This window comes from Streptomyces sp. NPDC001668 (genome assembly GCF_042893155.1).
Classification (GTDB): domain Bacteria; phylum Actinomycetota; class Actinomycetes; order Streptomycetales; family Streptomycetaceae; genus Streptomyces.
In genome coordinates, this window is the sequence record NZ_JBIAUQ010000001.1 from 1,068,924 (window position 1) to 1,094,060 (window position 25,137).

General features: G+C 71.6%; 25 protein-coding genes. 13 read left to right on the forward strand and 12 right to left on the reverse strand.

Annotated elements, in window-relative coordinates; all coding sequences use genetic code 11:
- The 5 genes from ACFYZ8_RS04750 (at position 1) to araD (ending at position 6,618) form a co-directional block, all read left to right on the forward strand.
- The gene (locus tag ACFYZ8_RS04750; RefSeq protein WP_359032401.1) at positions 1 to 1,578 is read left to right on the forward strand and encodes a sugar ABC transporter ATP-binding protein; all 1,578 of its coding nucleotides are present in this window, start codon (positions 1 to 3) and stop codon (positions 1,576 to 1,578) included.
- Complete coding sequence (locus tag ACFYZ8_RS04755) at positions 1,575 to 2,594, forward strand: ABC transporter permease (protein WP_388535333.1); 1,020 nt, start codon at positions 1,575 to 1,577, stop codon at positions 2,592 to 2,594. The genes ACFYZ8_RS04750 and ACFYZ8_RS04755 overlap by 4 nt, the downstream gene beginning before the upstream one ends.
- Before the next feature lie 64 nt (positions 2,595 to 2,658).
- The gene (gene araB / locus ACFYZ8_RS04760) at positions 2,659 to 4,338 is read left to right on the forward strand and encodes a ribulokinase (protein WP_388535330.1); all 1,680 of its coding nucleotides are present in this window, start codon (positions 2,659 to 2,661) and stop codon (positions 4,336 to 4,338) included.
- A 14-nt stretch (positions 4,339 to 4,352) separates the two neighbouring features.
- A complete protein-coding gene (gene araA / locus ACFYZ8_RS04765; protein ID WP_388535328.1) occupies positions 4,353 to 5,870 on the forward strand; it encodes an L-arabinose isomerase in 1,518 nt (505 codons plus the stop codon).
- A gap of 22 nt (positions 5,871 to 5,892) precedes the next feature.
- A complete protein-coding gene (araD, locus tag ACFYZ8_RS04770) occupies positions 5,893 to 6,618 on the forward strand; it encodes an L-ribulose-5-phosphate 4-epimerase AraD (RefSeq protein WP_388535325.1) in 726 nt (241 codons plus the stop codon).
- A 14-nt stretch (positions 6,619 to 6,632) separates the two neighbouring features.
- On the opposite strand, the gene ACFYZ8_RS04775 is transcribed toward araD, so the two are convergent.
- Both ACFYZ8_RS04775 and ACFYZ8_RS04780 read right to left on the reverse strand, forming a co-directional pair.
- Positions 6,633 to 6,983 carry a MazG-like family protein gene (locus ACFYZ8_RS04775; RefSeq protein WP_359034331.1) on the reverse strand — a complete coding sequence of 117 codons (351 nt, stop codon included), beginning with the start codon at positions 6,981 to 6,983 and terminating at the stop codon, positions 6,633 to 6,635.
- A gap of 50 nt (positions 6,984 to 7,033) precedes the next feature.
- Positions 7,034 to 7,609 carry a DoxX family membrane protein gene (locus ACFYZ8_RS04780; protein ID WP_359034333.1) on the reverse strand — a complete coding sequence of 192 codons (576 nt, stop codon included), beginning with the start codon at positions 7,607 to 7,609 and terminating at the stop codon, positions 7,034 to 7,036.
- 132 nt (positions 7,610 to 7,741) lie between these two features.
- Between ACFYZ8_RS04780 and ACFYZ8_RS04785 the strand changes: the two genes are divergently transcribed.
- Complete coding sequence (locus tag ACFYZ8_RS04785; RefSeq protein WP_359034335.1) at positions 7,742 to 8,068, forward strand: nuclear transport factor 2 family protein; 327 nt, start codon at positions 7,742 to 7,744, stop codon at positions 8,066 to 8,068.
- Between the two features lie 67 nt (positions 8,069 to 8,135).
- Complete coding sequence (locus tag ACFYZ8_RS04790; protein WP_359034337.1) at positions 8,136 to 9,116, forward strand: aldo/keto reductase; 981 nt, start codon at positions 8,136 to 8,138, stop codon at positions 9,114 to 9,116.
- 13 nt (positions 9,117 to 9,129) lie between these two features.
- On the opposite strand, the gene ACFYZ8_RS04795 is transcribed toward ACFYZ8_RS04790, so the two are convergent.
- From ACFYZ8_RS04795 to ACFYZ8_RS04810, 4 genes are all read right to left on the reverse strand, one after another.
- Positions 9,130 to 9,822: an ABC transporter ATP-binding protein gene (locus ACFYZ8_RS04795; RefSeq protein ID WP_359034339.1), complete on the reverse strand. Its 693-nt coding sequence runs from the start codon at positions 9,820 to 9,822 to the stop codon at positions 9,130 to 9,132.
- 27 nt (positions 9,823 to 9,849) lie between these two features.
- Complete coding sequence (locus tag ACFYZ8_RS04800; protein WP_388535321.1) at positions 9,850 to 11,310, reverse strand: ABC transporter permease; 1,461 nt, start codon at positions 11,308 to 11,310, stop codon at positions 9,850 to 9,852.
- A 344-nt stretch (positions 11,311 to 11,654) separates the two neighbouring features.
- On the reverse strand, positions 11,655 to 12,413 hold the full coding sequence (locus ACFYZ8_RS04805; RefSeq protein WP_388535318.1) for an SDR family oxidoreductase: 759 nt from the start codon (positions 12,411 to 12,413) through the stop codon (positions 11,655 to 11,657).
- A 21-nt stretch (positions 12,414 to 12,434) separates the two neighbouring features.
- On the reverse strand, positions 12,435 to 13,463 hold the full coding sequence (locus ACFYZ8_RS04810; protein ID WP_388535315.1) for a Gfo/Idh/MocA family protein: 1,029 nt from the start codon (positions 13,461 to 13,463) through the stop codon (positions 12,435 to 12,437).
- A 117-nt stretch (positions 13,464 to 13,580) separates the two neighbouring features.
- Here ACFYZ8_RS04810 and ACFYZ8_RS04815 point away from each other — a divergent pair, with 117 nt between their 5' ends.
- The 3 genes from ACFYZ8_RS04815 to ACFYZ8_RS04825 all read left to right on the forward strand — a co-directional run bounded on the left by ACFYZ8_RS04815 (position 13,581) and on the right by ACFYZ8_RS04825 (position 17,072).
- Complete coding sequence (locus ACFYZ8_RS04815) at positions 13,581 to 14,879, forward strand: multidrug effflux MFS transporter (protein ID WP_359034348.1); 1,299 nt, start codon at positions 13,581 to 13,583, stop codon at positions 14,877 to 14,879.
- Positions 14,831 to 16,006 (forward strand): serine hydrolase domain-containing protein, encoded by a 1,176-nt coding sequence (locus tag ACFYZ8_RS04820; RefSeq protein WP_359034350.1) that lies wholly within the window; start codon positions 14,831 to 14,833, stop codon positions 16,004 to 16,006. The genes ACFYZ8_RS04815 and ACFYZ8_RS04820 overlap by 49 nt, the downstream gene beginning before the upstream one ends.
- Before the next feature lie 73 nt (positions 16,007 to 16,079).
- Positions 16,080 to 17,072 carry a small ribosomal subunit Rsm22 family protein gene (locus ACFYZ8_RS04825; protein ID WP_388535312.1) on the forward strand — a complete coding sequence of 331 codons (993 nt, stop codon included), beginning with the start codon at positions 16,080 to 16,082 and terminating at the stop codon, positions 17,070 to 17,072.
- A 318-nt stretch (positions 17,073 to 17,390) separates the two neighbouring features.
- Here ACFYZ8_RS04825 and ACFYZ8_RS04830 read toward each other — a convergent pair whose 3' ends face one another.
- Positions 17,391 to 17,585, reverse strand: a complete 195-nt coding sequence (locus tag ACFYZ8_RS04830) for a DUF6243 family protein (protein WP_359034354.1) — start codon at positions 17,583 to 17,585, stop codon at positions 17,391 to 17,393.
- A gap of 103 nt (positions 17,586 to 17,688) precedes the next feature.
- Here ACFYZ8_RS04830 and ACFYZ8_RS04835 point away from each other — a divergent pair, with 103 nt between their 5' ends.
- A complete protein-coding gene (locus ACFYZ8_RS04835; protein ID WP_388535309.1) occupies positions 17,689 to 18,318 on the forward strand; it encodes a TetR/AcrR family transcriptional regulator in 630 nt (209 codons plus the stop codon).
- A gap of 113 nt (positions 18,319 to 18,431) precedes the next feature.
- On the forward strand, positions 18,432 to 19,169 hold the full coding sequence (locus tag ACFYZ8_RS04840) for a bifunctional DNA primase/polymerase (protein ID WP_359034358.1): 738 nt from the start codon (positions 18,432 to 18,434) through the stop codon (positions 19,167 to 19,169).
- An 18-nt stretch (positions 19,170 to 19,187) separates the two neighbouring features.
- Here ACFYZ8_RS04840 and ACFYZ8_RS04845 read toward each other — a convergent pair whose 3' ends face one another.
- Genes ACFYZ8_RS04845 through efeO form a run of 4 tightly spaced genes read right to left on the reverse strand, consistent with a single transcriptional unit; the run spans position 19,188 to position 23,428 of the window.
- Entirely contained in the window at positions 19,188 to 20,186 is a 999-nt protein-coding gene (locus tag ACFYZ8_RS04845; protein WP_359034360.1) for a hypothetical protein, read from the reverse strand.
- Positions 20,146 to 21,018, reverse strand: a complete 873-nt coding sequence (gene efeU, locus ACFYZ8_RS04850; protein ID WP_359034362.1) for an iron uptake transporter permease EfeU — start codon at positions 21,016 to 21,018, stop codon at positions 20,146 to 20,148. Before efeU ends, ACFYZ8_RS04845 begins: the two co-directional genes overlap by 41 nt.
- 3 nt (positions 21,019 to 21,021) lie before the next feature.
- Positions 21,022 to 22,272, reverse strand: a complete 1,251-nt coding sequence (gene efeB, locus ACFYZ8_RS04855; protein WP_388535305.1) for an iron uptake transporter deferrochelatase/peroxidase subunit — start codon at positions 22,270 to 22,272, stop codon at positions 21,022 to 21,024.
- A 10-nt stretch (positions 22,273 to 22,282) separates the two neighbouring features.
- Positions 22,283 to 23,428 (reverse strand): iron uptake system protein EfeO, encoded by a 1,146-nt coding sequence (gene efeO / locus ACFYZ8_RS04860; protein WP_359034366.1) that lies wholly within the window; start codon positions 23,426 to 23,428, stop codon positions 22,283 to 22,285.
- A 157-nt stretch (positions 23,429 to 23,585) separates the two neighbouring features.
- Between efeO and ACFYZ8_RS04865 the strand changes: the two genes are divergently transcribed.
- Positions 23,586 to 24,230: a PhzF family phenazine biosynthesis protein gene (locus ACFYZ8_RS04865; RefSeq protein WP_388535302.1), complete on the forward strand. Its 645-nt coding sequence runs from the start codon at positions 23,586 to 23,588 to the stop codon at positions 24,228 to 24,230.
- Between the two features lie 11 nt (positions 24,231 to 24,241).
- Here the strand turns inward: ACFYZ8_RS04865 and map are convergent, their stop codons facing one another.
- The gene (gene map, locus ACFYZ8_RS04870) at positions 24,242 to 25,099 is read right to left on the reverse strand and encodes a type I methionyl aminopeptidase (RefSeq protein ID WP_359034370.1); all 858 of its coding nucleotides are present in this window, start codon (positions 25,097 to 25,099) and stop codon (positions 24,242 to 24,244) included.
- Positions 25,100 to 25,137: the final 38 nt, after the last annotated feature.

The window sequence follows — 25,137 nt, forward strand, 5'->3', positions numbered from 1 at the left end:
ATGACCTCCACGAAGGCGGCCAAGAAGACCGCCCCGGACCGCGCGGTCACCGCGCGGCTGCGGGGAGTCCACAAGTCGTACGGTCCCGTACGCGTCCTCGACCTGCCCGAACTCGACCTCTACGCCGGCCAGGTGATCGGCGTCGTCGGCGAGAACGGTGCCGGGAAGTCCACCCTGATGGGCACGCTGGCCGGCTCCGTCCACCGGGACGGCGGCGAGATCCTGATCGACGGCGAGCCGCTCGCCCCCGGATCCACCGAGGCCGCGGGACAGCTCGGCATCGCCATGGTCTCCCAGGAGTTCCCGCTGGTCGGACAGCTCTCGGTGGCCGAGAACCTGCTCCTCGGCCGCCGTCCGCGCGAGTCGAAGCGGCGGCTCCTGGTGGACCGTACGGCACAGCGGGCCGAAGCCGAGGCGATGCTCGCGGAGATCGGGCTGTCCGCCGAGACGATCCCGGTGAACCGGGAGGTGCGCACTCTTCCGGTGCCGACCCGGCAGATGATCGAGATCGCCAAGGCCTGGGGCCGTGAACCCAAGCTGCTCATCCTGGACGAGCCGACCTCCTCGCTGGGGCCGGTCGAGGCTCGGATGGTGCTGGGCCTGGCCCGTCAACTCGCCGAACGCGGCGGCACGGTGCTGTTCATCGGCCACCGCCTCGACGAGGTGCGGGACATCAGCGACCGGGTGCTCGTGCTGCGCAACGGCAGGCTGGTGGCCGACCTCGAACCGGCCGAGGCCACCGAGGAACGGCTGATCCGGGAGATGGTCGGCGGCGAGGTCGCCCAGGGTGCACCGAAGGCACCGCCCGCCACCAGCCCGGTCCTGCTCCGCGCCGAGGGCCTGACCGCCGACGGCCTCGGACCGGTCGACCTGGAGGTGCGCGAGGGCGAGATCCTCGGCGTGGCCGGGCTGATGGGGTCGGGCCGCAGCCGCCTGGTCCACACGATCGCCGGGGCACAGCCCTCGACCGGCGGCCGGATGCTGCTGGGCGGCGAGCCCTACCGGCCGCGCGGCGCGGGGGACGGGGTGGCGGCCGGGATCGCGCTGATCCCCGAGGACCGCAAGGAACAGTCGCTGGTGCTGTTCGCCTCGATCCGTTCCAACGTCGTCGTCTCGGTGCTGAAGCGGATCAGCACGCGGGGCCTGCTCGGACCGGGCCGGGAGCGCGCCGAGGCGCGGAAGATCACCGAGAACGTCAACGTGCGGATGCGGTCGGTGGAGCAGCCGATCGGCTCGCTGTCCGGCGGCAACCAGCAACGCGCCATCTTCGGCCGGGCGTTCGCCGCCGAACCCCGCCTGCTGCTGCTCGACGAGCCGACCCGTGGCGTGGACGTGGGCGCCAAGGCGGAGATCTACAAGCTGATCGACCAGGCGGCCGAGCAGGGCATGGGGATCGTGGTCGCCTCCTCCGAACTGGAGGAACTGCTGTGGATCTGCCACCGCGTCGCGGTGATGAACCACGGCCGGGTGGCCACGGTCATCGACCGGGCCGACGCCACCAAGGAGCGGATCATGACGGCCGCGGCCGGCACCGCGCCTCTTGAGGAACACCGAGTGACGAACGGAGCCACAGCATGAGCGCGCAGACCACGCTCGCCCCGAACGAGGTCGCGCCGCCGTCCCGTTCGGCCGTGAAGACCCTCGCCCGCAGACTCGCCGCCTCCCCGGAGGCCGGCGTGATCATCGCCTGCGTGGTGGTGTTCGCGGCGATCGCCGCCAACGCCGAGACGTACACGGCGGTGGGCAACCTCCAGGTGATGGGCCGCGACCTCTCCCAGGTCGGCATCCTCGCGATCGGCGAGTCACTGGTCATCCTGACCGGCGGCATCGACCTGTCGGTGGGCGCCCTCGCCGGTCTGGCGGGCATCCTGGCCGGCTGGATGAACGTCAACGAGGGCCTGCCCGCGCCCCTCGCGATCCTGCTCACGCTGGTGATCACGGCCGGCGTCGGCCTGTGGCACGGCGTCATGGTCACCCGCCTCAACGTGCCGCCCTTCGTGATCACCCTGGTCACCTACACCGTCGCCCAGGGCACCGCCCTCGCGATCACCAGCGGCTCGCCCATCAACAACCTGGATCCGATGTTCAGCAACCTCAGCCAGTACTACATCGGCCAAGTCCCGGTTCCCGCCCTGTTCTTCGTCGGCGCGGCCGCCGTCGCCTGGTTCGTCCTGGAGCGCACCTACGTGGGCCGCCAGATCTACGCGGTCGGCGGCAACAAGGAGGCCGCCCGCCTCGCCGGCATCCCGACCGCCCGCCGCGTCACCGCCACCTACATCGCCAGCTCCGCCCTCGCCGGCCTGGTCGGCATCCTCGTGATCGGCCGTATGAACGTGGCCGACCCCTCCGTCGGCGCGGGCTGGGAACTGACCGCGATCGCCGCCGCGGTGGTCGGCGGAATGTCGCTGTCGGGCGGCGAGGGCCGTATCGCGGGCATCGCGGCGGGCGCGATCCTGCTGGAGTTCATCACCAACGGCCTGCTCGCCCTCAAGGTCAGCCCCTACGACCAGCAGGTCGTCCAGGGAGCGGTCCTCGGCGTCGCGATCCTGCTCGACCGGGCACGCGCCCGGTACTTCGGCAGGAGCCGGAGCTGAAACGCAGGTCCGCTGTTCTGAACGTAGACCGACATGTCGAACACCGCACTGTGAGGAGGCGCCGGTGAACGCCGGACACGAGACAGCCGCGCACCCGGAACCCTGCGTCGTAGGAGTCGATTTCGGGACGCTGTCCGGCCGGGCCGTGGTGGTCCGCGTGCGGGACGGCGCGGAGTTGGGCACGGCCGAGCACGCGTACCGGCACGCGGTCCTGGACCGGGAGCTGCCGGACGGCACCGGGTTGCCGCCCGACTGGGCCCTTCAGGTGCCCTCCGACTACCTCGACGTGCTGCGTACGGCCGTACCCGAGGCACTCGCGCGCTCCGGTGTCCGGCCGGAGCAAGTCATCGGTATCGGCACGGACTTCACCGCCTGCACGGTGCTGCCGGTGCTGGCCGACGGCACCCCGCTGTGCGAGCTGCCCGGTCTGAGCGACCGCCCGCACGCCTACGTCAAGCTGTGGCGCCACCACGCGGCGCAGGCGCAGGCCGACCGGATCAACGCGCTGGCCGCCGAGCGGAAGGAGACGTGGCTGCCGCGGTACGGCGGGAAGATCTCGTCCGAGTGGGAGTTCGCCAAGGCCCTGCAACTGCTGGAGGAGGACCCCGAGATCTACCACCGCACCGAGCGGTGGGTGGAGGCGGCGGACTGGATCGTGTGGCGGCTGTGCGGGACGTACGTCCGCAACGCCTGCACCGCCGGATACAAGGGGCAGCTCCAGGACGGCGCGTATCCCTCCCGCGCCTACCTGGAGGCGCTGAACCCCGGCTTCGCCGACTTCGTGACCAAGAAGCTGGAGCACCCGATCGGCCAACTCGGCTCCCGCGCGGGCGGGTTGACGGCCGAGGCGGCGGCCTGGACCGGACTGCCCGAGGGCATCGCGGTGTGCGTGGGCAACGTCGACGCCCATGTGACGGCACCCGCGGCGGGCGCGGTGGAGCCGGGACAGATGGTGGCCATCATGGGCACCTCGACCTGCCATGTGATGAGCTCCGACCGCGACGGGACGGTGCCGGGCATGTGCGGTGTGGTCGACGGCGGCATCCTGCCCGGGCTGTGGGGCTACGAGGCCGGACAGAGCGGCGTCGGCGACATCTTCGCCTGGTTCGTGCGCACCGGATTCCCCGCCGAGTACGCCGAGAAGGCCGCGGCGGCCGGGCAGACCGCGCACGAGTACCTGACGGCTCTCGCGGCCGGGCAACGGGTGGGCGAGCACGGGCTGATCGCCCTGGACTGGCACAGCGGCAACCGCTCGGTACTGGTCGACCACGACCTCAGCGGCCTGATCGTCGGCCAGACCCTGTCCACCCGCCCCGAGGACATCTACCGGGCACTCCTCGAGGCCACCGCCTTCGGCACCCGCACCATCATCGAGGCGTTCGAGACGGCCGGCGTGCCGGTCGGCGAACTGATCATCGCGGGCGGCCTGACGAAGAACGCCCTGCTGATGCAGATCTACGCCGACGTCACCCGCCGTCCCCTCGGCGTCATCGGCTCCACCCAGGGCCCCGCCCTCGGTGCGGCGATGCACGCGGCGGTGGCGGCCGGGGCGTACGACGACATCCAGGCCGCCGCCCGGTCCATGGGCAAGGCGGACCGCGGCGTCTATCAACCGGACCCCGAGCGGGCGGCCGCCTACGACCGGCTGTACGCCGAATACCGGCTGCTGCACGACTACTTCGGCCGCGGCACCAACGACGTCATGCACCGCCTGCGCCGCCTCCGCGCCGAAGCCTCCTCCTGAAAGGAACCACCCCCATGGACACCAGCACCCCCGTCCACCCCGACCACGAGATCTGGTTCCTGACAGGCAGTCAGGGTCTTTACGGAGAGGATGTGCTGCGCCAGGTCGCCGACCAGTCGCGGAGCATCTCGGAGACCCTGGGCAGGCCCGGGAAGGTCCCGGTGCGGATCGTGTGGAAGCCGGTCCTGACCGACGCCGAGTCGATCCGGCGGATGTGCCAGGAGGCGTCCGCGTCCGACACCTGCGTGGGCGTGATCGTGTGGATGCACACCTTCTCCCCGGCCAAGATGTGGATCGCCGGACTCAGCGTCCTCGACGTGCCGCTGCTGCATCTGCACACCCAGTACAACCTGTCGTTGCCCTGGCCCAGCATCGACATGGACTTCATGAACCTCAACCAGGCCGCGCACGGGGACCGCGAGTTCGGCCACATCGAGTCCCGGGTCGGCGTCGACCGCAAGATTGTCGCCGGTCACGCCACCGACCCCAGAGTCGTACGACGTGTCTCCGCCTGGGCGCGAGCCGCCGTCGGCCGGCACGCCTCGCGCACCCTGCGCCTGGCCCGCTTCGGCGACAACATGCGCGATGTCGCGGTGACCGAGGGCGACAAGGTCGAGGCCCAGATGCGGTTCGGGTTCTCCGTGAACACCTACGGGGTCAACGACCTGGTCGCCGTCGTCGACGCGGTCGAGGACAAGGCGGCGGCCGAACTCGCCGCCGAGTACTGCGCGTTGTACGACGTCGTCCCGTCCCTGCGCCCCGGCGGCATCCGCCACGACTCCCTCCTCTACGCGGCCCGCCAGGAACTGGGCCTGCGTACCTTCCTGACCGAGGGCGGCTTCACCGCGTTCACCACCAACTTCGAGGACCTGGGCGGCCTGCGCCAGCTCCCGGGCCTGGCCGTGCAGCGGCTGATGGCCGACGGCTACGGCTTCGGCGGCGAGGGCGACTGGAAGACCTCCGCGCTGCTGCGGGTGCTGAAGGTGATGGGCCAGGGCCGGCCCGGCGGCACCACCTTCATGGAGGACTACACCTACCACCTGGGCCCCGGCACCCCGCGTGTCCTCGGCGCGCACATGCTGGAGGTCTGCCCCTCGGTGGCCGCCGCCCGCCCCAGCTGCGAGATCCACCCCCTCTCCATCGGCGGGCGCGAGGACCCCGTGCGGCTGGTCTTCGACGCCGCCCCCGGCCCCGCCGTGGTCGTCGGCCTCTCCGACCTCGGGGACCGCTTCCGGCTCACCGCCAACGAGGTCGACGTCGTCGGCCCCGCCGAGCCGCTGCCCCAGCTCCCCGTCGCCCGGGCCGTGTGGAAGCCGCGGCCCTCCCTCGCGGAGTCCGCGGAGAGCTGGCTGCTGGCCGGCGCCCCGCACCACACGGTGCTCAGCTCGGCCGTCGATCCCGAGACCCTGAGGGACTACGCCGCCATGACCGGCGTCGAACTGCTCACCATCGACGAGCACACCACGACCGAGCAGTTCGGCAAGGAAATCCGCTGGAACGCCGCCTACCACCGACTCGCCCAGGCCCTGTGACGGCCACCCCAGGAGAGAACCGATGACCGTACGAGTCCGCGACGGCCTGCGGCAAGAGGTACTGGACGCCAATCTCGCCATTCCCCAGGTCGGGCTCGCGACCCTGACCTGGGGCAACGTCAGCGGCGTGGACCGCGAGGCGGGCGTGTTCGTGATCAAGCCCTCGGGGGTGCCCTACGAGAGGCTGTCGATCGAGGACCTGGTGACGGTGCGGCTGTCCGACGGCGCCGTGGTCGAGGGCGATCTGCGCCCCTCCACCGACACCGAGACCCACCGCTGCCTCTACCGCGCCTTCCCCTCCATCGGCGGCGTCACCCACACCCATTCCACCCACGCCACCGCCTTCGCCCAGGCCCGCCGCGACATCCCCGTCCTGGGCACCACCCACGCCGACACCTTCAACGGACCCATCCCCGTCACCCGCGACCTCACCGCCGCGGAGTGCGCCGACGACTACGAGTACAACACCGGCGTCGTCATCGTCGACACCCTCGACAAGGACGACCAGAAGGCGGCCGAGGTCCCCGCCGCCCTCGTCGCCGGCCACGGCCCCTTCACCTGGGGCACCACCGCCCGCAAGTCCCTCGAACACGCGATCATCTGCGAAGCCGTCGCCGACATCGCCCTGCACACCCTGTCCCTGTCCCCGACCGCCCCACCACCCGCCCACCTCCTGGAACGCCACTACACCCGCAAACACGGCCCCGACGCCTACTACGGCAACCCGGACATGACGCCGTCGGGATGACCCACCTCTGCTCGTCACGCCTCTGTGCGGCGGGACCCCAGCGAGCGCTCCGTGACGCGGTTCAGGTGGGTCATGAAGGTCTCGCGGGTGTCGGGAGTGAGGGTGCGCAGTGCCACCAGCGCCGTGATCACCACATCGCACAGCTCGCCCCGCACGTCCTCCCAGGTGTGGCTGACACCCTTGCGGGGGTTCTGGCCGATCGCCCCGATCACCGCCTCGGAGACCTCGCCGACCTCCTCGGAGAGCTTCAGCATGCGCAGGAGGAGTCCCTCGCGGCCGCTCACCGGCTGGTCCGTCTCCAGCCAGGTCCACAGGGCGTCCACGGACTTCCAGAGGTCGGGAGCCGGCCCGTCGTGATCAGTCATGCGGGGCAGCTTGTCATGGGGCGCCGACTGGCCGGCCGGCCCCGGCCCGGCTACTCCTCGAACAACGCCTCTTCCTCGTCGAACAACGTCGCCTGCGCGTCGTCGCCCCCGTTCTCCTTCTCCCGCAGCCGCCGGGCCCGCGTCCCCACGACCGCCGCCGTCACCAGCCCCGTCGCCGCGAGCGCCACCGGCACCATCCACCCCCGGTTCACCGTGTGGCCGAGCGCGTGGTCCAGGGAGATCCGGCCGGGGCCGGTCACCGCGAGGCCCGCCGCCGTGAGGCCCAGCGAGGCCGCGTACTCGTAGCCGCCGCCCGCGTTGAAGAAGCCGTTGGGGGCGTGCACCGCGGACGCCCCGGCCATCGCGCCGGCCGCCGCCGCACCCGCCGCGGGGGTCGCCAGGCCCAGCGCCAGCAGCGTTCCGCCGCCCGCCTCGGCCAGCCCGGCCGCCGTGGCGCTCGCCCTGCCCGGCGCGTAGCCGACGGACTCCATGAACTGGCCGGTTCCCTCCAGGCCCCCGCCGCCGAACCAGCCGAGCAATTTCTGCGCACCGTGGGCGGCCAGCACACCCCCGGTTCCCAGCCGGAGGAGCAGCAGGCCCAGATCACGTCGGTCGTAAGCGGTCACGATGACTCCCAGCACAAGAAGCGGAACGGGACCCCCCTCGCGTTTCCACCGTCGCACCGCTCACACCTGCCCGGAAGACTCGCGCGGCCGTTCGGGTGGCGGGCGCACGGGCGCGGTGTGAGTCTGGCTGCCATGACGATTCAGACCGCCAGACTCAGCGACCCGGCCGTCCGCGCCTTCGTCTCCGCCGTCAACGCCCATGACCGCGAGGCCTTCCAGGCCGTGCTCGCACCCGGTGCGACCATGGCGGACGACGGCAGCGACCGCGACCTCGACGAGTGGGTCGACCGGGAGATCTTCTCCTCCCACGGCCACATCGACGTCGACAACGAGTCCAACGGCGGCCGTTCTCTCCTCGCCCACTACCGCAACGACGCCTGGGGCGAGATGCGCACCCGCTGGGACTTCACGGTCGGGGAGGACGGCAGGATCTCCCGCTTCGAGACCGGTCAGGCCTGAACCCGGCAAGACGCCCCCGCCGAAGCCCTTGCCCTGAAGCGCACTTCAACTCCTAGCGTTCTCGGGCATGGAGATCACACGCACTCTGGGCCGTTCCGGCATCGAGGTCAGCGCGCTCGGCTTCGGCTGCTGGGCCATCGGCGGTGAATGGAAGGCCACCGACGGGCAGCCGCTCGGCTGGGGCAAGGTCGACGACGAGGAGTCCGTACGGGCCGTGCGGCGCGCCCTCGACCTGGGCGTCACCTTCTTCGACACGGCGGACACCTACGGCGCCGGACACAGCGAGCGGGTGCTGGGCCGGGCGCTGGGCAAGCGACGCGACGACATCGTCCTCGCCACCAAGTGGGGCAACGTCTTCGACGAGGAAACCCGCACGCTCACCGGCTCCGACCCCACGCCCGAGTACGCCCGCCGTGCCCTCACCGCGTCCCTGGAACGCCTGGGCACCGACCACATCGACCTGTACCAGCTCCACCTGTCCGACCTGGACCCGCTGCTCGCGGCCGAACTCAGGGACCTGTGCGAGGAGTTCGTACGCGAGGGGCTCATCCGCACCTACGCCTGGAGCACCGACGACCCGGCCCGCGCCGCGGTGTTCGCCGAGGGGGAGCACTGCGCGGCCGTACAGCACGCACTGAACGTCATGCAGGACGCGCCCGAAATGCTGTCCCTGTGCGAGGAGTCGGGGCTCGCGAGCGTCAACCGCAGTCCGCTCGCCATGGGGTTGCTGGCCGGCAAGCGCCAAGGCCCCCGGGACACCGGCGACATCCGCAGCAAGCCCCCGGCCTGGCTCCAGGGCTTCGGCGACGGCACGGCGGCGGACCCGGAGTGGCTGGCGCGGATCGACGCGCTGAAGGAGATCCTGACGAGCGACGGCCGCACGCTCGCGCAGGGCGCCCTGGCCTGGATCTGGGCCCGCAGCCCACGAACCGTTCCGATCCCGGGCTTCCGCTCGGTGACCCAGGCGGAGCAGAACGCGGGCGCGATGGAGAAGGGGCCGCTCGCCGCGGACCAGTTGACCGAGGTCAACCGGATCCTGGAACGGTGAGCGGCCCGGCCCCCTACCGCACGTAGGCCTGTTGCTGCTCGGTCAACGTGATCCGTCCCGCCTTGATGGTGGCAACGCGAGGCGCCCGCCGGGCGATCGACGAGTCATGCGTGACCAGGACGAACGTCAGCCCGTACTCGTGCCACAGCCCTTCGAGGAGTGCCATGATCTCGTCCCGCATCGACTCGTCGAGGTTGCCGGTGGGCTCGTCGGCGAGCAGCACCCTCGGCTTCTTCACCAGCGCCCGCGCGATGGCGACCCGCTGCTGCTGACCGCCGGACAGCTCGGAGGGGGCGTGGCTGAGCCGCTCGCCCAGGCCCACCGAGCGCAGCGCCTCCGCGGCCCGCTCACGCCGCTCGGCGGGCTTCACGCCGAGCGGCACGAGGGCCGTCTCCACGTTCTCCTGGGCGGTGAGCGTCGGGATGAGGTTGAAGGACTGGAAGATGATGCCGATCTTCTCGGCCCGCAGCCGGGTCAGCCTGGCCTCGCTGATCTTCGCGAGGTCGACGCCGTCCAGCTCGACGCTGCCCTCGGTGGGCCGGTCCAGGCCGCCGATCATCTGGAGCAGCGTGGACTTGCCGCCTCCGGTGGGGCCCTGGACGACCAGCTGGTCGCCGTCCTCGATGGTGAGGTCGACGCCCCGCAGGGCCTCCACCGTCTCCTTGCCGCGCGTGTAGTGCTTGGTGACGCCGGTGAGTCTGTACATGGGAACTCCGTGGAGAGGAAGAGAGGGTTACGACACGCTGCGCAGCGCGTCCGCCGGCCGCATCCGGGACGCCCGCCAGCCGCCCATCGCCCCGGCGATCAGACCGCCGGTCACCGCGAGGCCCACCGCGAGCGTGATGGTGGTCATCGAGACCGGCGCGGACAGCGCGATCTCCATGGTGTTCCGGGTGGACTGCTGCCCCGGGCCGCCGCCGCCCGGGCCGCCGCCCATGCCGCCACCGCCGCCGGTGCTGCCGAGCTGCGCGGTCAGCTTGGGGCTGATCATGGTCACGGTGTACGTGGCGGCCAGGCCGAGCCCGATGCCGAGAACGCCGCCGAGCAGACCGTTCACCATCGACTCGCCGACGACCTGCCGGGTGACCCGGCGGCTCGGCCAGCCGAGCGCCTTCAGGGTGCCGAACTCCCGCACCCGGCGCGAGACCGCCGAGGAGGTCAGCAGCGCGGCCACCAGGAAGGCGGCGGCGAGCACGGCGACGGAGAGCCACTTGCCGACGCCGGCCGCCAGGTCGGAGGCGGTGGACAGGGACCCGGACACGGTCTGCGCCAGGTCGGCGGAGGTCGTGACGGTCGTACCGGAGATGTTCTTCTGGATCGCCGCCTTGACGGAGTCGATCTGCTTCGAGTCGCTCGCCTTGACGTAGATCGTGGTGACCTGGTTCTTGGCGTCGGCCAGTGTCTGGGCCTGCTTCAGCGGCAGGTAGACGTCGGTGGTGGACTCGCTGCTGTCGGGCGTGGCGATGCCGATGATCGTGTACTTGGTGCCGGAGATCTTCAGGGTCCCGCCGACCTTGAGGGAGTTCTCCTTGGCGTACGCCTTGCTGACGACCGCGGCCTTCGCGTCGGTCTGCGCGGCCGTGAACGTCCTGCCGGTGGTGATCTTCGAACCGGCCAGCGGACCGAGCGTCTGGTCGGTGACGTCGACGCCGGCGACGGAGTAGGAGTTCACGTCGAAGTCGGCGCCGCCGCCCTGGACCCGGGGCGCGGCGGTGCTGTTGCCGCCGGAGCCGCCGGGACCGCCCTGGCCGCTGTTTCCGCCGGAGCTCTGCGCCTTGCCCTGGGTGAAGGAGCCGTCGACCTTGGTGACGTTCAGGGTCAGCGCGCCCACCGCGCTCGCCACGCCCTTCTGCCGGGCGACCTTCGTGACCGCACTGGACGCCAGGGCCTGACCCCCCTGGGTCATCACACGGTCGGAGCTCTGCGTGTCGTCGCCGCCGTCGGAACTCGCGTCGAACCGGAAGTTCGGTCTGCCCGAACTCCCGGACGTGGGGGCCGTCCTGGCCTTGGTGACGGTCATGTCGGTGCCGAGGCCGTAGAGCGACTTCAGGACCTTGTCCTGAGCCCGGGTCATACCGGCCGACACCGAGTTCACGGTGATGACCAGGGCGATACCGAGCGCCAGACCCAGAGCGATGACCAGGGCCGCCTTCTTGCGCCGGCCCAGCTCGCGCTTGAGATAGATGCCAAACATCCCGTTCCTCGAAGGTTCTTGGCGCCCGCTGTGGGCGCGCCCTCAAGGTAGGGAGGCAGCATTGCGCGGCCGTGAGTAAGGGATAGGTACCGGCTGAGAAGGGATGTGCGTGAGCTGAGAATGCGCGCGGCGGCCGTCCACGGACCGGTGCGTACCTCGCGGTCCCACGCGAGATCCACCCCCACCCGGACCATGGACGGCCGCCGCGCTCCCCCCTCGGGCGAGGTCGACGGAACGCCACTCCTCAAGTGTGAAGCTCTTGTGGAGGACGCGTGATGAGCATAAGCCGTGAACCGGCCGCGACGGGGGTGGAACAGGAAATTCCGCTTGTGGAAATCGGCTGCTCAGCCACGCCCCACGTACGGCATCGCCGTCGCCAGTACGGTCGCGAACTGCACGTTCGCCGCCAGCGGCAGCTCCGCCATGTGCCGCACGGTGCGCGCCACGTCGGCCACGTCCATCACGGGTTCCGGCACGACCTCGCCGTTGGCCTGCAAGGCCCCGGCCCCCATGCTCGCGGTCATGTCGGTCGCCGCGTTCCCGATGTCGATCTGCCCGACCGCGATGCCGTACGGCCGCCCGTCCAGGGACAGCGACTTGGTGAGGCCGGTGAGGGCGTGCTTGGTCGCGGTGTAGGCGACGGAATGCGGCCGGGGTGTGTGCGCCGAGATCGAGCCGTTGTTGATGATCCGCCCGCCTTGCGGATCCTGCTCCTTCATCTGCCGGTACGCCGCCTGCGCGCACAGGAACGCCCCGTTGAGGTTGGTGTCCACCACGTGCCGCCAGGCGTCGTACGGCAGCTCCTCCACCGGCACCCCGCCGGGCCCGAACGTCCCCGCGTTGTTGAACAGCAGATCCACCCGCCCGAACCGCTCCACGGCGGCGGCGAACAGCGCGGCCACGTCCTCGGGCCGTGAGACGTCCGTCCGTACGGCGAGAGCGGCGCCCTCGGGCACGAGGGCCGCCGTCTCCTCCAGGGGTTCGGTCCGCCGCCCGGCCAGCGCCGCCGCCCAGCCCGTCCGCAGCAGTTCCACGGCGACCGCGCGGCCGATCCCCGAGCCCGCGCCGGTCACCACGGCGGTCTTCACGTTCTTGGTGTCCATGGGCCCGCAGCGTAGGCGCTCTCAGACCGAGGCCGGCGTGACGACCTCCCCGGTCACCTCTCCCGGGTAGCGGACCCCGATCCGGTCCCGTACCGCGTCGAGCGTCCGCATCACCGCGAGGGTGCCCTCCAGCGGCACCAGCGGGGACTGGGTCTCCCCGGCCCGCAGCGCGCGCATCACCTCGCGGGCCTCGTGCTTGAGGCTGTTGCGGGGTCCGTCGGCCGGGTCGGCGACGAACTCCTCGGGGTCGCGCCCGTCGCGGTGCAGGACGAAACGGTCCGGGTGGAAGAAGCCGTTCGGGATGTCGATCCGGCCCAGCGAGCCGGTCACCGAGGCGATCGTGGCCGTACCGCCGGTCAGCGAGCAGTGCAGCGAGGCGAGCGCCCCGCTGTCCCAGGACAGCAGCGCGCCCGTCTGGAGGTCCACGCCCTCCTCGGAGAGCACCGCCTTCGCCGTGACGTCCGAGGGCTCCCCGAGCAGCAGTTGCGCGAACGACACCGGGTACACCCCCAGGTCGAGCAGCGCGCCCCCGCCCTGTGCCGGGTCCCGCAGCCGGTGCGCGGGCGGGAAGGGCCCGGCGAGCCCGAAGTCGGCCTGCACGGTGCGTACTTCACCGATCGCGCCGTCGTCGACGAGAGCCTTGAGCCGACGGACCAGCGGGTTGCAGTACATCCACATGGCCTCCATCAGGAAGCGGTCACGGTCCTTCGCGAGCGCGACCAGCTCCTCGGCCTCCCGGGCGTTCAGCGTGAACGCCTTCTCGCACAGCACGTTGCGTCCGGCCTCCAGACACAGCCCGGCGGCCGCGCGATGCGCCGAGTGCGGGGTGGCGACGTACACGACATCGATGTCCGCGTCCTCGGCCAGGGCGCCCCACTCGCCGTACGCCCGCCCGATCCCGAACCGCTCCGCGAAGGCCTTCGCCGAGGCCTCGGACCGGGAGGCGACCGCGACCACCTCCGCGTCCGGCAGATCCACCAGGTCCGCGGTGAACGCGGCCGCGATCCCGCCCGTCGCCAGAATCCCCCAGCGCACCCTCTGCTCCGTCATGCCCGGCTCCACCCTCGCTCACCTGACCTTCGCCACCCTGTACGAGCTGAGAGCATAGGTGGCCGGGGGTCCGGGGCGTCCCCCGGAACCACGCAGTACTCGCAGAGGGAGGGGCACATGCCCGAGCAGGGCACACCGACACCGCACCTGGAGCAGCAGGCGGCCGTACCGGACACGGAGCCGCCCACCGTCGCCGTACGCCGCACCGGCCTGCTCGTCACCCTGCTCCTCGGCGGCCTCACCGCCACGCCCCCGCTGGCGATGGACATGTACCTGCCCTCGCTGCCGGAGGTCACCGACGCCCTGCACGCGCCCGCCGCCACCGTCCAGCTCACCCTCACCGCCTGTCTGCTCGGCATGGCGCTCGGGCAGCTGGTGGTCGGCCCGATGAGCGACCGCTGGGGCCGCAGGCGCCCGCTGCTCGCCGGTCTCCTCGTGTACGTCCTCGCCACCGCGCTGTGCGCCCTCGCGCCGAACGTCGAGTTCCTGGTCGGCTTCCGGCTGGCCCAGGGTCTCGCGGGCGCCGCGGGCATAGTGATCGCCCGGGCCGTGGTCCGGGACCTGTACGACGGGGTCGCGATGGCCCGGTTCTTCTCCACCCTCATGCTGATCGGCGGGGTCGCGCCGGTCGTGGCGCCGCTGATCGGCGGGCAGATCCTGCGGGTGACCGACTGGCGGGGCGTGTTCGTGGTCCTGACGGTCATCGGGGCGCTGCTCGCCGCCCTGGTGTGGGCGCGGCTGCCCGAGACCCTCCCGGCGGCCGAGCGGCACACCGGGGGCGTCGCCGACGCCCTGCACTCCATGCGCCGCCTCCTCGCCGACCTGCCCTTCACCGGCTACATGCTCACCGGCGGCTTCGCCTTCGCCGCGCTGTTCGCCTACATCTCGGCGTCCCCGTTCGTGGTCCAGGAGATCTACGGCGCCTCCCCGCAGACGTTCAGCCTGCTGTTCGGCGTGAACTCGGTCGGCCTGGTCGTCGTCGGCCAGATCAACGGCAAGGTGCTGGTGGGCCGGGTCGGTCTGGACCGGGTCCTGGGCGTGGGCCTGCTCGTGGTGACCGCGGCGGCCACGGCTCTGCTGCTGATGACGACCGGGGTCTTCGGCGAGGTGGGCCTGTTCCCGGTCGCGGCCGGCCTCTTCGTCCTGATGTCCGCGATGGGCGTCACCCTGCCCAACGCCCAGTCCCTCGCCCTCCTGCGCACCAAGCACTCCGCCGGGTCCGCGTCCGCCCTGCTCGGCACCTCCTCCTTCCTCATCGGAGCGGTCGCCTCCCCGCTGGTCGGGATGGCCGGGGAGGACACCGCCGTCCCGATGGCGGTCGTCCAACTGGCGGCCGCACTGGTAGCCCTCACCTGTTTCATGGCAATGTGCCGTCCCTGGAACAGACGTGCGACTGCGGAGGGAGCAGAGAACTGAGCGCACCGAGACTGCGCACCGACACCCCGGAGCGGGCCGGGCTCGACCCGGAGGAACTGCGGCATCTCGTCCGGGAGTTCCACGCCCTCACCACCGGCGCACCCCCCTGGGCCCCCGGCGCCGTGCTGGTCGCGGGGCGCGGCCCGGTGATCGCCGTGCAGGAGGCGTCCGGCTGGGCCGTCCGCTACGCGTCCTACGACCCCGAGGCCGACGCGGGCGTGGAGCTGCCCGTGGAGGCACGCGTCCCCGTCCGCGTGGACACCCCCTTCGACCTGGCGTCCCTCACCAAGCTGTTCACCGCCGTCGCGGCCGTCCAGCAGATCGAGCGCGGCACGCTGGGCATCGACGCCCGGGTGGGCGCCTACCTCCCGGACTTCACGGCGGCCGCGACCCACCACATCACCGTGCGCGAGCTGCTCACCCACACCTCGGGACTGCGCCCCGAACTCCCGCTCCACGACTGCGACGACCACGAGGCCCGCCTGAACCTGCTGCGGGCCGAGCCGCCCGTCGGAGTCCCCGGCACCTACACCTACTCCGACCTCAACCCGCTGCTCCTCCAGCACGTCCTGGAACGCATCACCGGCCGCCCCCTCGACGTCCTCGTCCACGAGGGCATCACCCGCCCCCTCGGCATGACCTCCACCCGCTTCGGCCCCTGCCCCGGGGCGGCGGCCACGGAGGACCAGCGCAGGCCCTGGGCCAAGGCGGACCGGGGGATGCTGCGGGGCGAGGTCCACGACGAGAACGCGTGGGCGCTGGGCGGGGTGGCGGGCCACGCGGGCCTCTTCTCCACCGCGGGCGACCTCGCGGTCTTCTGCCGGGCCCTGCTGGCGGGCGGCGCGTACGGCCCCGCCCGCATCCTCGGCCCGGACTTCGTGGAACTCCTGCTGACCCCACCGGGGCTGGGCTTCGCCATCGACCAGAAGTGGTTCATGGGGGAGCTGGCGGGACACGGGGCTGCGGGTCACACGGGCTTCACGGGCACGTCCCTGGTCCTGGACCCGTCGACGGACACCTTCGTCGTGCTGCTGGCCAACACGGTGCATCCGAGGAGACGCCCACCGGACAACCGGCCGAGGGCGGCGCTGGCGACGCGGGTGGCGCGGGCGGTGCGGGGGGCGTGAGGGGCGTGAGGGGGCGCTGCCTTTCAGAAACGGGCGAGTCCACCCCCACACCCCCGGCCCCTAGAATCACCGGGTGACCGCCCCCGCACCGCCGTCGGAGACCCTCCGCGCCAGCCTCGCCACCCTCCTCGACGGCCTCCCCCCGAAGCAGGCCGCCCAGGCGGTGGACCGCCTGATCGCCAACTACCGCGGAGCCACCCCCACCGACATCCCCATCCTCCGCGACCGCGCGGACGTGGCCGCCTACGCCGCCTACCGCATGCCCGCCACCTTCGAGGCGGTCCACGCGGCCCTGGAGGCGCTCGCCGAGGCGGTCCCCGACTGGACCCCCACCGACCACACCGACGTGGGCGGCGGCACCGGCGCCGCGACCTGGGCCGTCAGCGCCACCTGGCCCGGCGACCGCGCGGTCACCGTCCTCGACTGGTCCGACCCCGCGCTCGCCCTCGGCCGTGAGATCGCCCTCGCGAACCCGGCCCTGAAGGACGCCCGCTGGCAGCGCGCCAGGATCGGCAAGGACCTCACCCTGCCCGCCACCACGGACCTGGTCACCGTCTCCTACGTCCTCAACGAACTCACCCCCGCCGACCGCACCGCCCTCGTGGACACCGCGGCGGAGTCGGCGCGGTCGGTCGTGATCGTCGAGGCCGGAACCCCCGCCGGGTACGCCCGCGTCATCGAGGCCCGGGACCGCCTGATCGCCGCCGGGTTCCGCGTCGCCGCGCCCTGTCCGCACAGCGCCGCGTGCCCGATCGCGCCCGGCGAGGACTGGTGCCACTTCTCGGCGCGGGTCAGCCGCTCCTCCCTCCACCGCCAGGTCAAGGGCGGCTCGCTGCCCTACGAGGACGAGAAGTTCAGCTACGTCGCCGCGACCCGCCTCCCGGTCACCCCGGCCCCCGCCCGGGTGATCCGCCGCCCGCAGATCCGCAAGGGCCAGGTCCTCCTCGACCTGTGCGAGCCCGACGAACAGCTGACCCGCCGCACGATCACCAAGCGCCACGGCGACCTGTACAAGGCGGCGAGGGACACGGCCTGGGGCGACAGCTGGCCCCCTGCGGACAGCTAGGGCGTCGTTCGGATCCTTCCGGCGTCGCGGGTCCGGCACGCCCATCCGCGGCGTCGTCGCACTCTCCCCCTGCTCGGCTTCGCTCGCGCGGCGACCTCCGTCGCTCCGCGTCGGCTCCCTCCGCCGCCTTGCGGCCGCAGGTACCGGGCCCCGCTCGGGCCGGCGCGCTCGCGGCGTTGCCGACGTGTCCGAGGTGCTCCGCGCCACGATGGCGCACCGGCCTCGTGCGATCACACGCGGCAGACCCCGCCAGGGCCCGGCCGCCGGGGGACCGGGGGCCTGTGGGACAGGACCCGGCCCGACCCGCAGGCCCCCCGGTCACGACGACGCTTCCCCCGTCGCGCCCGGCTCCCGCCTCTCCCGGAGTTTCCGCAACAGCTCGCGCTTCCGGGCCTGCGGGTCCCGCGCGCCGCCGATCCGCCCGTCGCGGTCGCCGCCGCGCAGCGCCTTGCGGCCGAGGTTGCTGCGGGTCCCGCCGACTCCGAGCATGCCGCCCGCTCCACCTCGCGTCATGAGTGTCCCCTTTCACCGAACCATGACGAGACGTATCGTCTCGCTCGACCTCTCCACCCTCCGGCGAGACGCACCGTCTTGTCAACCTGATAAGTTCGCCCCCATGGCCACCCCGAAGCCCAAGCAGCCCGCCCCCGACACCACCCGCCGCAGCGAGCGGTCCCGCCGCGCCATCTACGACGCCGCCCTCGACCTCGTCGCCGAGGTCGGCTACCCGAAGACCACCATCGAGGGGATCGCCGCCCGGGCCGGCGTCGGCAAGCAGACGATCTACCGCTGGTGGTCGTCGAAGGCGGAGGTGCTGATGGAGGCGTTCCTCGACCTGAGCGAGCAGGCCGCACGGGAAGCCGGCCCCGGGCAGACGTACGCCATCCCGGACACCGGAGACCTCGCCGCCGACCTCAAGGCCGTACTGCGCCTCACCGTCGACCAGCTCAAGGACCCCCGCTTCGAGGCCCCCTCCCGCGCCCTGGCCGCCGAGGGCGTCGTCAACGAACAGGTCGGCCGGGCCTTCATGGCCAAGCTCCTCGAACCCTCGCTCCAGCTGTACGTCGACCGGGTGCGCGCCGCCCAGGACGCCGGCCAGGTACGCCCCGAGATCGACCCGCGCATCGCCCTCGAACTCTGGGTCTCACCCCTCGCCCAGCGCTGGCTCCAGTACACCGGCCCGATCAGCTACGACTACACCGACACCCTCGTCGACTACGCCCTCAACGGCATCGCACCCCGCTGAACCGCCCCCGCACGCGTTCCAAGCCCCTCATATCCGCTCAGGGCCCCCCGGAGCGGAGGAAGGTGGGACCATAAGGCATGCTGTTCCGCACGACAGCGAGGCGAGGGTGGTAGATGAGCGCGGAGTCGGGAGGCCGGACCGGCCTGCAGGGCAAACTCTCCCAGTGGCTGCGCGGACGCAGGCCGAAGGAGACCGCCGCCGGGGACGACGGCGGTCGTGAGGCCCTGCTGCTGGCCGCCGCCGAGGCCGGGCTGCCGCTCGCGCCCGCCGCGCACCCCGCCCCCGGCTACCGCTGCTCCTGCGACCGGGTCGGGTGTCCGACGCCCGCCCGTCACCCCGTGTCCTTCGCCTGGCAGACCCAGTCGACCACCGACCGCGGGCAGATCGAGCGCTGGGCCCGGAACCAGCCGCAGGCCAACTTCATCACCGCGACCGGCATGGTCCACGACGTCCTCGACGTCCCCGTGGAGGCGGGCCGGGAAGCCCTGGAGCGGCTCCTGGACTCCGGCATCGAGGTGGGCCCCGTCGCCGAGAGCGACGACGGCCGGCTCCTCTTCTTCACCCTCACCCGCGGCACCCCCGAGGACGAGGACGAGTGGTGGCCGTGCGAACTGGACTGCCACCCCGAGACGGCCGAGGAACACCCCGGCCTGCGCTGGCACTGCCGCGGCTCCTACGTCCTCGTACCGCCCGCCCGGCTGCCGGGCGACCAGACCGTGCACTGGGTCCGCGGCCTCGAACACCCGCTGCCCGACCCGCTGAGCCTGCTGGAAGTCCTCACCGACGTCTGCGCCCGCTACGTCGGCGAGGAGCCGGACCACGCGAACACGGCCTGGCCCCTGCGCCGGTAGCGCCCGGTTCCCGGGCCGCTACGAGCCCTTCGCGGACGTCAGCCCCTGGATCCTGCCGAGCATGGTCACCTGCTGCCCGCCCGCGCCCTTGGGCGGGTCGACGGCCACCGAGTTCGAGACGATCTCCATCGTCAGGGACTGCTTGATCTCGCCCGTCGTCAGGGCCCGCACGTCATCGGTGGTGGGGATCGAGGTGCCCGGGGCGGCCGTCTGCTTCGTGAACAGGTGCGTGGCGAAGAACACCAGCGCCCCGCCGTCCGTCGTGCGCAGGGCCAGCGGCGCGTAGTCGCCGTTCGTCATCGGTTCGTCGATGTACTGCGTGACCAGGCCCGGCCGCTTGGCGTCCTTCGCGCGCGTCGCACGCCAGGCGCTGGTGTACGGGCCGTCCGTGAAGGTGTCGCTGCCGTTCTTGAGGTAGGTCGCGTACTCCTGGGCCACCTCGGCGGGCGGGACGGCCAGTTCGGCCGAGTCCGCCGGAACCGCCTCGGCCCAGCCGTCCGCGTCCTTCTTGAACTGCGGCACCTTGCCCTGGGCCACCAACGTCAGATACGCCACCTGGAACGGCTCGTCCATCCCGTCGCGGGTGAACACCAGCAACCAGCGCGCCGTGCCGCCCTTGTTGCCGGCCGCGTCGGCGACGAACCAGCGCGGCCAGCCCGCCTTCTTCGGGATGGTGTACGTCACGTCGGACAGCTTCAGCGGGGTGTGCGTGGCGTTGCCGCTCGGGCTGTTGGTCTTGCCGGCCTTCAGCCGCGCCGCGTCGATGGCGCCGAGCGCGCCCGTGACGTGGGCGGCGTCCAGCGAGCTGTCGTAGGCCTTGTCCGCCGCGTTGTACGCGTTCGTGAACTGCTGGAGCGCCTTGGCGGCCTCCGCCTTCGTGGTCGCGGGAAGCACCTCCCGCTCCCCGTGCACCACCACGCATCCGCTCGCCGTCAACGACAAAGCGGTCACACAGGCTGCTATCAGTGCGCTCCGGTCAAGCCTGCGGAGCCTTCGAGGGCCGCGATCCCTGCTCATCAGGTGCCTTCACCTTCCCCTTCCCGGAGGCGAACCCTACCGGGGCGAGGAACAGCGCGAGCGTCGGGATCAAGTACAGCAGCCACACCGTGACCTGAAGCACCGTCGGGTCCGGCTGGAAGTTGAACACGCCCTTCAGGAGCGTGCCGTACCAGCTGTCCGGCGGGATGGTGTCGCTGATGTCGAAGGGCTTGGTGTACAGCCCCGGCAGCCAGTTCGCCTCCTGAAGGTCGTGGACGCCGTACGCCAGCACGCCCGCGGCCACGACGACCAGCATCCCGCCGGTCCAGGTGAAGAACTTGGCGAGGTTGATGCGCAGGGCGCCGCGGTAGAACAGCCAGCCCAGGACGATGGCCGTCAGGATGCCCAGGGCCGCCCCGATCAGCGGGCGCGGGGTGCCGTCACCGGCCGCGTGCACGGACGTCCACACGAACAGGGAGGTCTCCAGGCCCTCCCGGCCGACGGCGAGGAACGCGGTGGCGACCAGGGCGCCGGTGCCCATCTGGAGGGCGGTGTCCAGCTTGTCGTGCAGCTCGGACTTCAGGTGCCGGGCGGTGCGCCGCATCCAGAACACCATCCACGTCACCAGGCCGACCGCGATGATCGACAGGGAGCCGCCGAGGGCCTCCTGCGCCTCGAACGTCAGCTCCTGGGAGCCGAATTCGAGCGCGCACCCGAAACCCAGGGCGAGCGCGACGGCGACGCCGATACCCGTCCAGATGGGCCGCAGGGCGTCCCGGCGGCCCGTCTTGACCAGGTAGGCGATCAGGATGCAGACGACGAGAGAGGCCTCCAGGCCTTCGCGCAGACCGATCAGGTAGTTGGAGAACACGGACTACGCCTCCTTGGAGAACAGCGTGCTGCCCCACCAGTCGTCCTGGTCGCGGACGCCGGGCGGGACGGCGAAGACCGCCGAACCCACATGCTGGATGTACTCGTTGAGCGCGTCGGTGGACAGATGGCGCTGGATGCGGATGAAGCCCTCGCGGACGTCCTTCTGGTACGCCAGGAAGAACAGCCCCGCGTCCAGCCGGCCCAGACCGTCCGTGCCGTCGGTGAAGGAGTAGCCGCGGCGCAGGATCGTCGCCCCGCCGTTGGAGTCGGGGTGCGCGAGCCGCACGTGCGCGTCGGGCTTCATCGCCGGAAGGAACGGCTTGTCGCGCTCCTTGGCCTTGCCGACCGGGGCGCCCTCGCCCTTGTCCCGGCCGAAGATGTCCTCCTGCTCCTGGAGCGAGGTGCGGTCCCAGGTCTCGATGTGCATGCGGATGCGGCGGGCGACGAGGTACGAGCCGCCCGCCATCCAGTCCGCGTCCTTGCCGTCCGCCCACACGAACTTCTTCAGCCGGTCCGTCTCGGTGCCCGCGATGTTGCGGGTGCCGTCCTTGAAGCCCATCAGGTTGCGCGGGGTCTGCGCGTCGGGGGTGGTCGACGAGGTCTTCCCGAAGCCGAGCTGCGACCACCTGATGACGACCTTGCCGAAGCCGATCCGGGCGAGGTTGCGCACGGCGTGCACGGCGACCTGCGGGTCGTCGGCGCAGGCCTGGATGCACAGGTCGCCGCCGCTGCGGTTCTTGTCGAGGTTGTCCCCGGCGAACTGCGGGAGATCGACGAGCGCCTCGGGCCGGTGACCGGCCAGGTCGAACTTCTCGAACAGGGACGGGCCGAAGCCGATCGTCAGCGTCAGCCGCGACGGCTTGAGCCCGAGCGCCTCCCCGGTGTCGTCCGGCGGCGCCTCGGCGAGACCGCCGTACGCCCCCTCGCCGACCGCCTTGCCCGCGGTCATCCGGCGGGCCGCCGCCGTCCAGTCCTTGAGCATCTGGACGAACTCGGCGCGGTCGTCGGTCGTCACGTCGAACGCGGCGAAGTGCAGCCGGTCCTGCACGGGCGTGGCGATGCCCGCCTGGTGGGCGCCGTGGAACTCGACGGCGGCACCCGCGTCGGCGGCGGTCGGGGAGATGTCGTCGTCGCCGGACCGGGTCATCGCGACCGCGCCACCGGCCGCGGCGGCACCGAGCGCGAGCCCGGCCCCGCCCCAGCCGATGAGCGCGCGGCGCGAGGGAGCCGTGGTCTTTTCCGTGTCCGTCATGGCTCCCGCCTCAGGAGGACTTGGTGGCGACGGCGGCGGCGAGCTTGGACAGCGGCTCCGCGAGCGCGTTCACACCGTCCGACAGCTGCTTGCGATCGGCGTCGCCGACCTTGTCGTACGAGGTGAAGTCGTACGACGTCTTGTCGGTCCGGTACTTGTCCAGCAGCGTGTTCAGCGCCGCGAACTGCTTGTCGAGCTCGGTGACCAGGGCCGCGTCGTTCTCCTTGGCGACCGGCTTCAGCAGCTCGTAGGACTTCTCGGCGCCCTCGACGTTGGCCTTGAAGTCGACGAGGTCGGTGTGCGAGTAGCGCTCCTCCTCGCCGGTGACCTTGCCGGTGGCGACCTCGTCGAGGAGTTCCTTGGCGCCGTTGGCCATGGAGGTCGGGGTGATGTCCGCCTTGCCGACCCGCTTCTGCCAGTCGGTGAGGTCGGTGATCAGCTGGTCGGCGAGGGTCTTGTCCGCGGCGGTGATCTTCTTGTCCTGCCAGAGGGACTTCTCCAGGCGGTGCCAGCCGGTCCACTTCTGGCCGGCCTCCAGACCGTCGGCCCGGACGTCGACCTTGGGGTCGATGTCGCCGAAGGACTCCGCTACCGGCTCGGTGCGCTCCCAGCCGATGCGGGAGGGCGCGTAGGCCTTCTTGGCGGCCTCCAGGTCCCCGGCCTTGACCGCGGCCGCGAAGGTCTTCGCCGGCGGCAGGGTCGCGTCGGCCTGCTCCTGCGCGTACTCGCGGTACGAGGCGACGGCGGCGTCCAGGCGCGGGTCGCGCTTGGCCGCGGTGCCGCCGGTGGCCTTGACCTGCTGGCGGATGCCGTCGCCCTTCATGCCGGGCTTGCACGCGATGGTGTAGGTGCCGGCCTTCACCTCGGCGGTGACCTTCTGCTTGGTGCCGGGGCCGATGTTCTCCCGCTCGGTGACGATCCGGTCGTCCGGGAACAGGACGTAGACCTCGGTGACCTTGGAGCCCTTGTTCTCGATCGCGAGCTCCACGTGGCCGGCCGGGAACTCCTTCTTGGAGACCTCGCACTTGCTGTCCGTGGCGGTCACGTCGATCACGCGGTCGCTGTCGCCGGAGCTTCCCTTCTCCGTGCACCCCGTGACGGCGGTCAGGGCCGCCACGGCGGTGGCGGTGACGACGGACAGTCTGACGGCGCGCATACGAGCTCCTGAGGGTTGGATAGGCTCGCCTAACTTATCTGAGGCTTATCTATGTATGGCTCAAAATAAACGTCAAGTAAAGGTCAAGGGAGATTCAAAGGGTCCGCTCCGGAGGCAGTGGAGCTGCGGGGGTCCGAGCGGATGTTTCAATTCCCCCGTGACTGACTACGACGTGCTGCGCGTCTTCTGCGCGCCGAACGGCGGCTACGGCAATGAGCTGGGAGTCGTCCGTGAGGGGTCCGTACTCCCGGACCGGGACGAGCGGCAGGCGTTCGCCGCGAAGCTCGGGTTCAGCGAGACCGTGTTCGTCGACGATCCCGAGCGGGGGATCATCGACATCTACACCCCCTCCGTGCGGCTGCCGTTCGCCGGATACCCCTGTGTCGGGGCCGCCTGGCTGCTCGACGTGCCCGAGCTCGTCACGCCCGCCGGTGTCGTCGGCACCCGGCTCGACGGAGAGTTCAGCTGGATCGAGGCGCGGGCCGAGTGGGCGGCGCCGCGGACCTTCCGGCAGTACCGCAGCGCCGCCGAGGTGGACGACCTGGCCGTTCCGCCGACGGGGGAGTGGATCTACGCCTGGGCCTGGGAGGACGAGGCCGCCGGACGCATCCGGGCCCGGGGCTTCCCCGGCCGCGGTGACGGCGTCGAGGAGGACGAGGCCACCGGCGCCGCCGCCCTCCAGCTCACCGCAGCACTGGGCCGCGCCCTGAACATCGTCCAGGGCGCCGGCTCCCAGATCCTCACCGCACCGCAGCCGGGGGACTGGGTGGAGATCGGCGGCCGGGTCTTCCTGGAGCGCTGAGAACCCGCCCGCTACGGCAGCGTCAGGATCTCCGCCCCGGTCTCCGTCACCACCAGCGTGTGCTCGAACTGGGCCGTCCGCTTGCGGTCCTTCGTGACGACCGTCCAGCCGTCGTCCCACATGTCGTACTCGTGCGTCCCCAGCGTCAGCATCGGCTCGATCGTGAAGGTCATGCCGGGCTGGATGACCGTCGTCGCGTGCGGGCTGTCGTAGTGCGGGATGATCAGGCCGCTGTGGAAGGAGGAGTTGATTCCGTGGCCCGTGAAGTCCCGGACGACTCCGTACCCGAAGCGCTTGGCGTACGACTCGATCACGCGGCCGATGATGTTGATCTGGCGGCCCGGCTTGACCGCCTTGATCGCGCGCTCCAGGGACTCCCGGGTGCGCTCCACCAGCAGCCGGCTCTCCTCGTCGACGTCACCCACCAGGTACGTCGCGTTGTTGTCGCCGTGCACCCCGCCGATGTACGCCGTCACGTCGAGGTTGATGATGTCGCCGTCCCGCAGCACGGTGGAGTCCGGAATGCCGTGGCAGATCACCTCGTTGAGGCTGGTGCACAGGGACTTCGGGAAACCCCGGTAACCGAGCGTCGACGGGTAGGCGCCGTGGTCGCACATGTACTCGTGCGCCACCTTGTCCAGTTCGTCGGTGGTCACCCCGGGGGCGATCAGCTTCGCCGCCTCCGCCATCGCCCGCGCCGCGATACGGCCGGCGACCCGCATCGCCTCCACGGTCTCCGGGGTCTGCACCTCCGGCCCGGTGTACGGCGTCGGCGCGGGCTTGCCGACGTACTCGGGGCGACGGATGTTTCCGGGCACGGAACGGGTGGGGGACAGTTCCCCGGGCACGAGCAGCGACTGGCCAGACATGCGGACGAGTCTATCCAGCGGCGATGGGGGAACATGTC

Coding starts and splice junctions, on each gene's coding strand:
- ACFYZ8_RS04750 (WP_359032401.1), top strand. CDS start 1: ATGACCTCCACGAAGGCGGCCAAGAAGACCGCCCCGGACCGCGCGGTC.
- ACFYZ8_RS04755 (WP_388535333.1), top strand. CDS start 1,575: ATGAGCGCGCAGACCACGCTCGCCCCGAACGAGGTCGCGCCGCCGTCC.
- araA (WP_388535328.1), top strand. CDS start 4,353: ATGGACACCAGCACCCCCGTCCACCCCGACCACGAGATCTGGTTCCTG.
- araD (WP_388535325.1), top strand. CDS start 5,893: ATGACCGTACGAGTCCGCGACGGCCTGCGGCAAGAGGTACTGGACGCC.
- ACFYZ8_RS04775 (WP_359034331.1), bottom strand. CDS start 6,983: ATGACTGATCACGACGGGCCGGCTCCCGACCTCTGGAAGTCCGTGGAC.
- ACFYZ8_RS04785 (WP_359034335.1), top strand. CDS start 7,742: ATGACGATTCAGACCGCCAGACTCAGCGACCCGGCCGTCCGCGCCTTC.
- ACFYZ8_RS04790 (WP_359034337.1), top strand. CDS start 8,136: ATGGAGATCACACGCACTCTGGGCCGTTCCGGCATCGAGGTCAGCGCG.
- ACFYZ8_RS04795 (WP_359034339.1), bottom strand. CDS start 9,822: ATGTACAGACTCACCGGCGTCACCAAGCACTACACGCGCGGCAAGGAG.
- ACFYZ8_RS04800 (WP_388535321.1), bottom strand. CDS start 11,310: ATGTTTGGCATCTATCTCAAGCGCGAGCTGGGCCGGCGCAAGAAGGCG.
- ACFYZ8_RS04805 (WP_388535318.1), bottom strand. CDS start 12,413: ATGGACACCAAGAACGTGAAGACCGCCGTGGTGACCGGCGCGGGCTCG.
- ACFYZ8_RS04810 (WP_388535315.1), bottom strand. CDS start 13,463: ATGACGGAGCAGAGGGTGCGCTGGGGGATTCTGGCGACGGGCGGGATC.
- ACFYZ8_RS04815 (WP_359034348.1), top strand. CDS start 13,581: ATGCCCGAGCAGGGCACACCGACACCGCACCTGGAGCAGCAGGCGGCC.
- ACFYZ8_RS04830 (WP_359034354.1), bottom strand. CDS start 17,585: ATGACGCGAGGTGGAGCGGGCGGCATGCTCGGAGTCGGCGGGACCCGC.
- ACFYZ8_RS04835 (WP_388535309.1), top strand. CDS start 17,689: ATGGCCACCCCGAAGCCCAAGCAGCCCGCCCCCGACACCACCCGCCGC.
- ACFYZ8_RS04840 (WP_359034358.1), top strand. CDS start 18,432: ATGAGCGCGGAGTCGGGAGGCCGGACCGGCCTGCAGGGCAAACTCTCC.
- ACFYZ8_RS04845 (WP_359034360.1), bottom strand. CDS start 20,186: ATGAGCAGGGATCGCGGCCCTCGAAGGCTCCGCAGGCTTGACCGGAGC.
- efeB (WP_388535305.1), bottom strand. CDS start 22,272: ATGACGGACACGGAAAAGACCACGGCTCCCTCGCGCCGCGCGCTCATC.
- efeO (WP_359034366.1), bottom strand. CDS start 23,428: ATGCGCGCCGTCAGACTGTCCGTCGTCACCGCCACCGCCGTGGCGGCC.
- map (WP_359034370.1), bottom strand. CDS start 25,099: ATGTCTGGCCAGTCGCTGCTCGTGCCCGGGGAACTGTCCCCCACCCGT.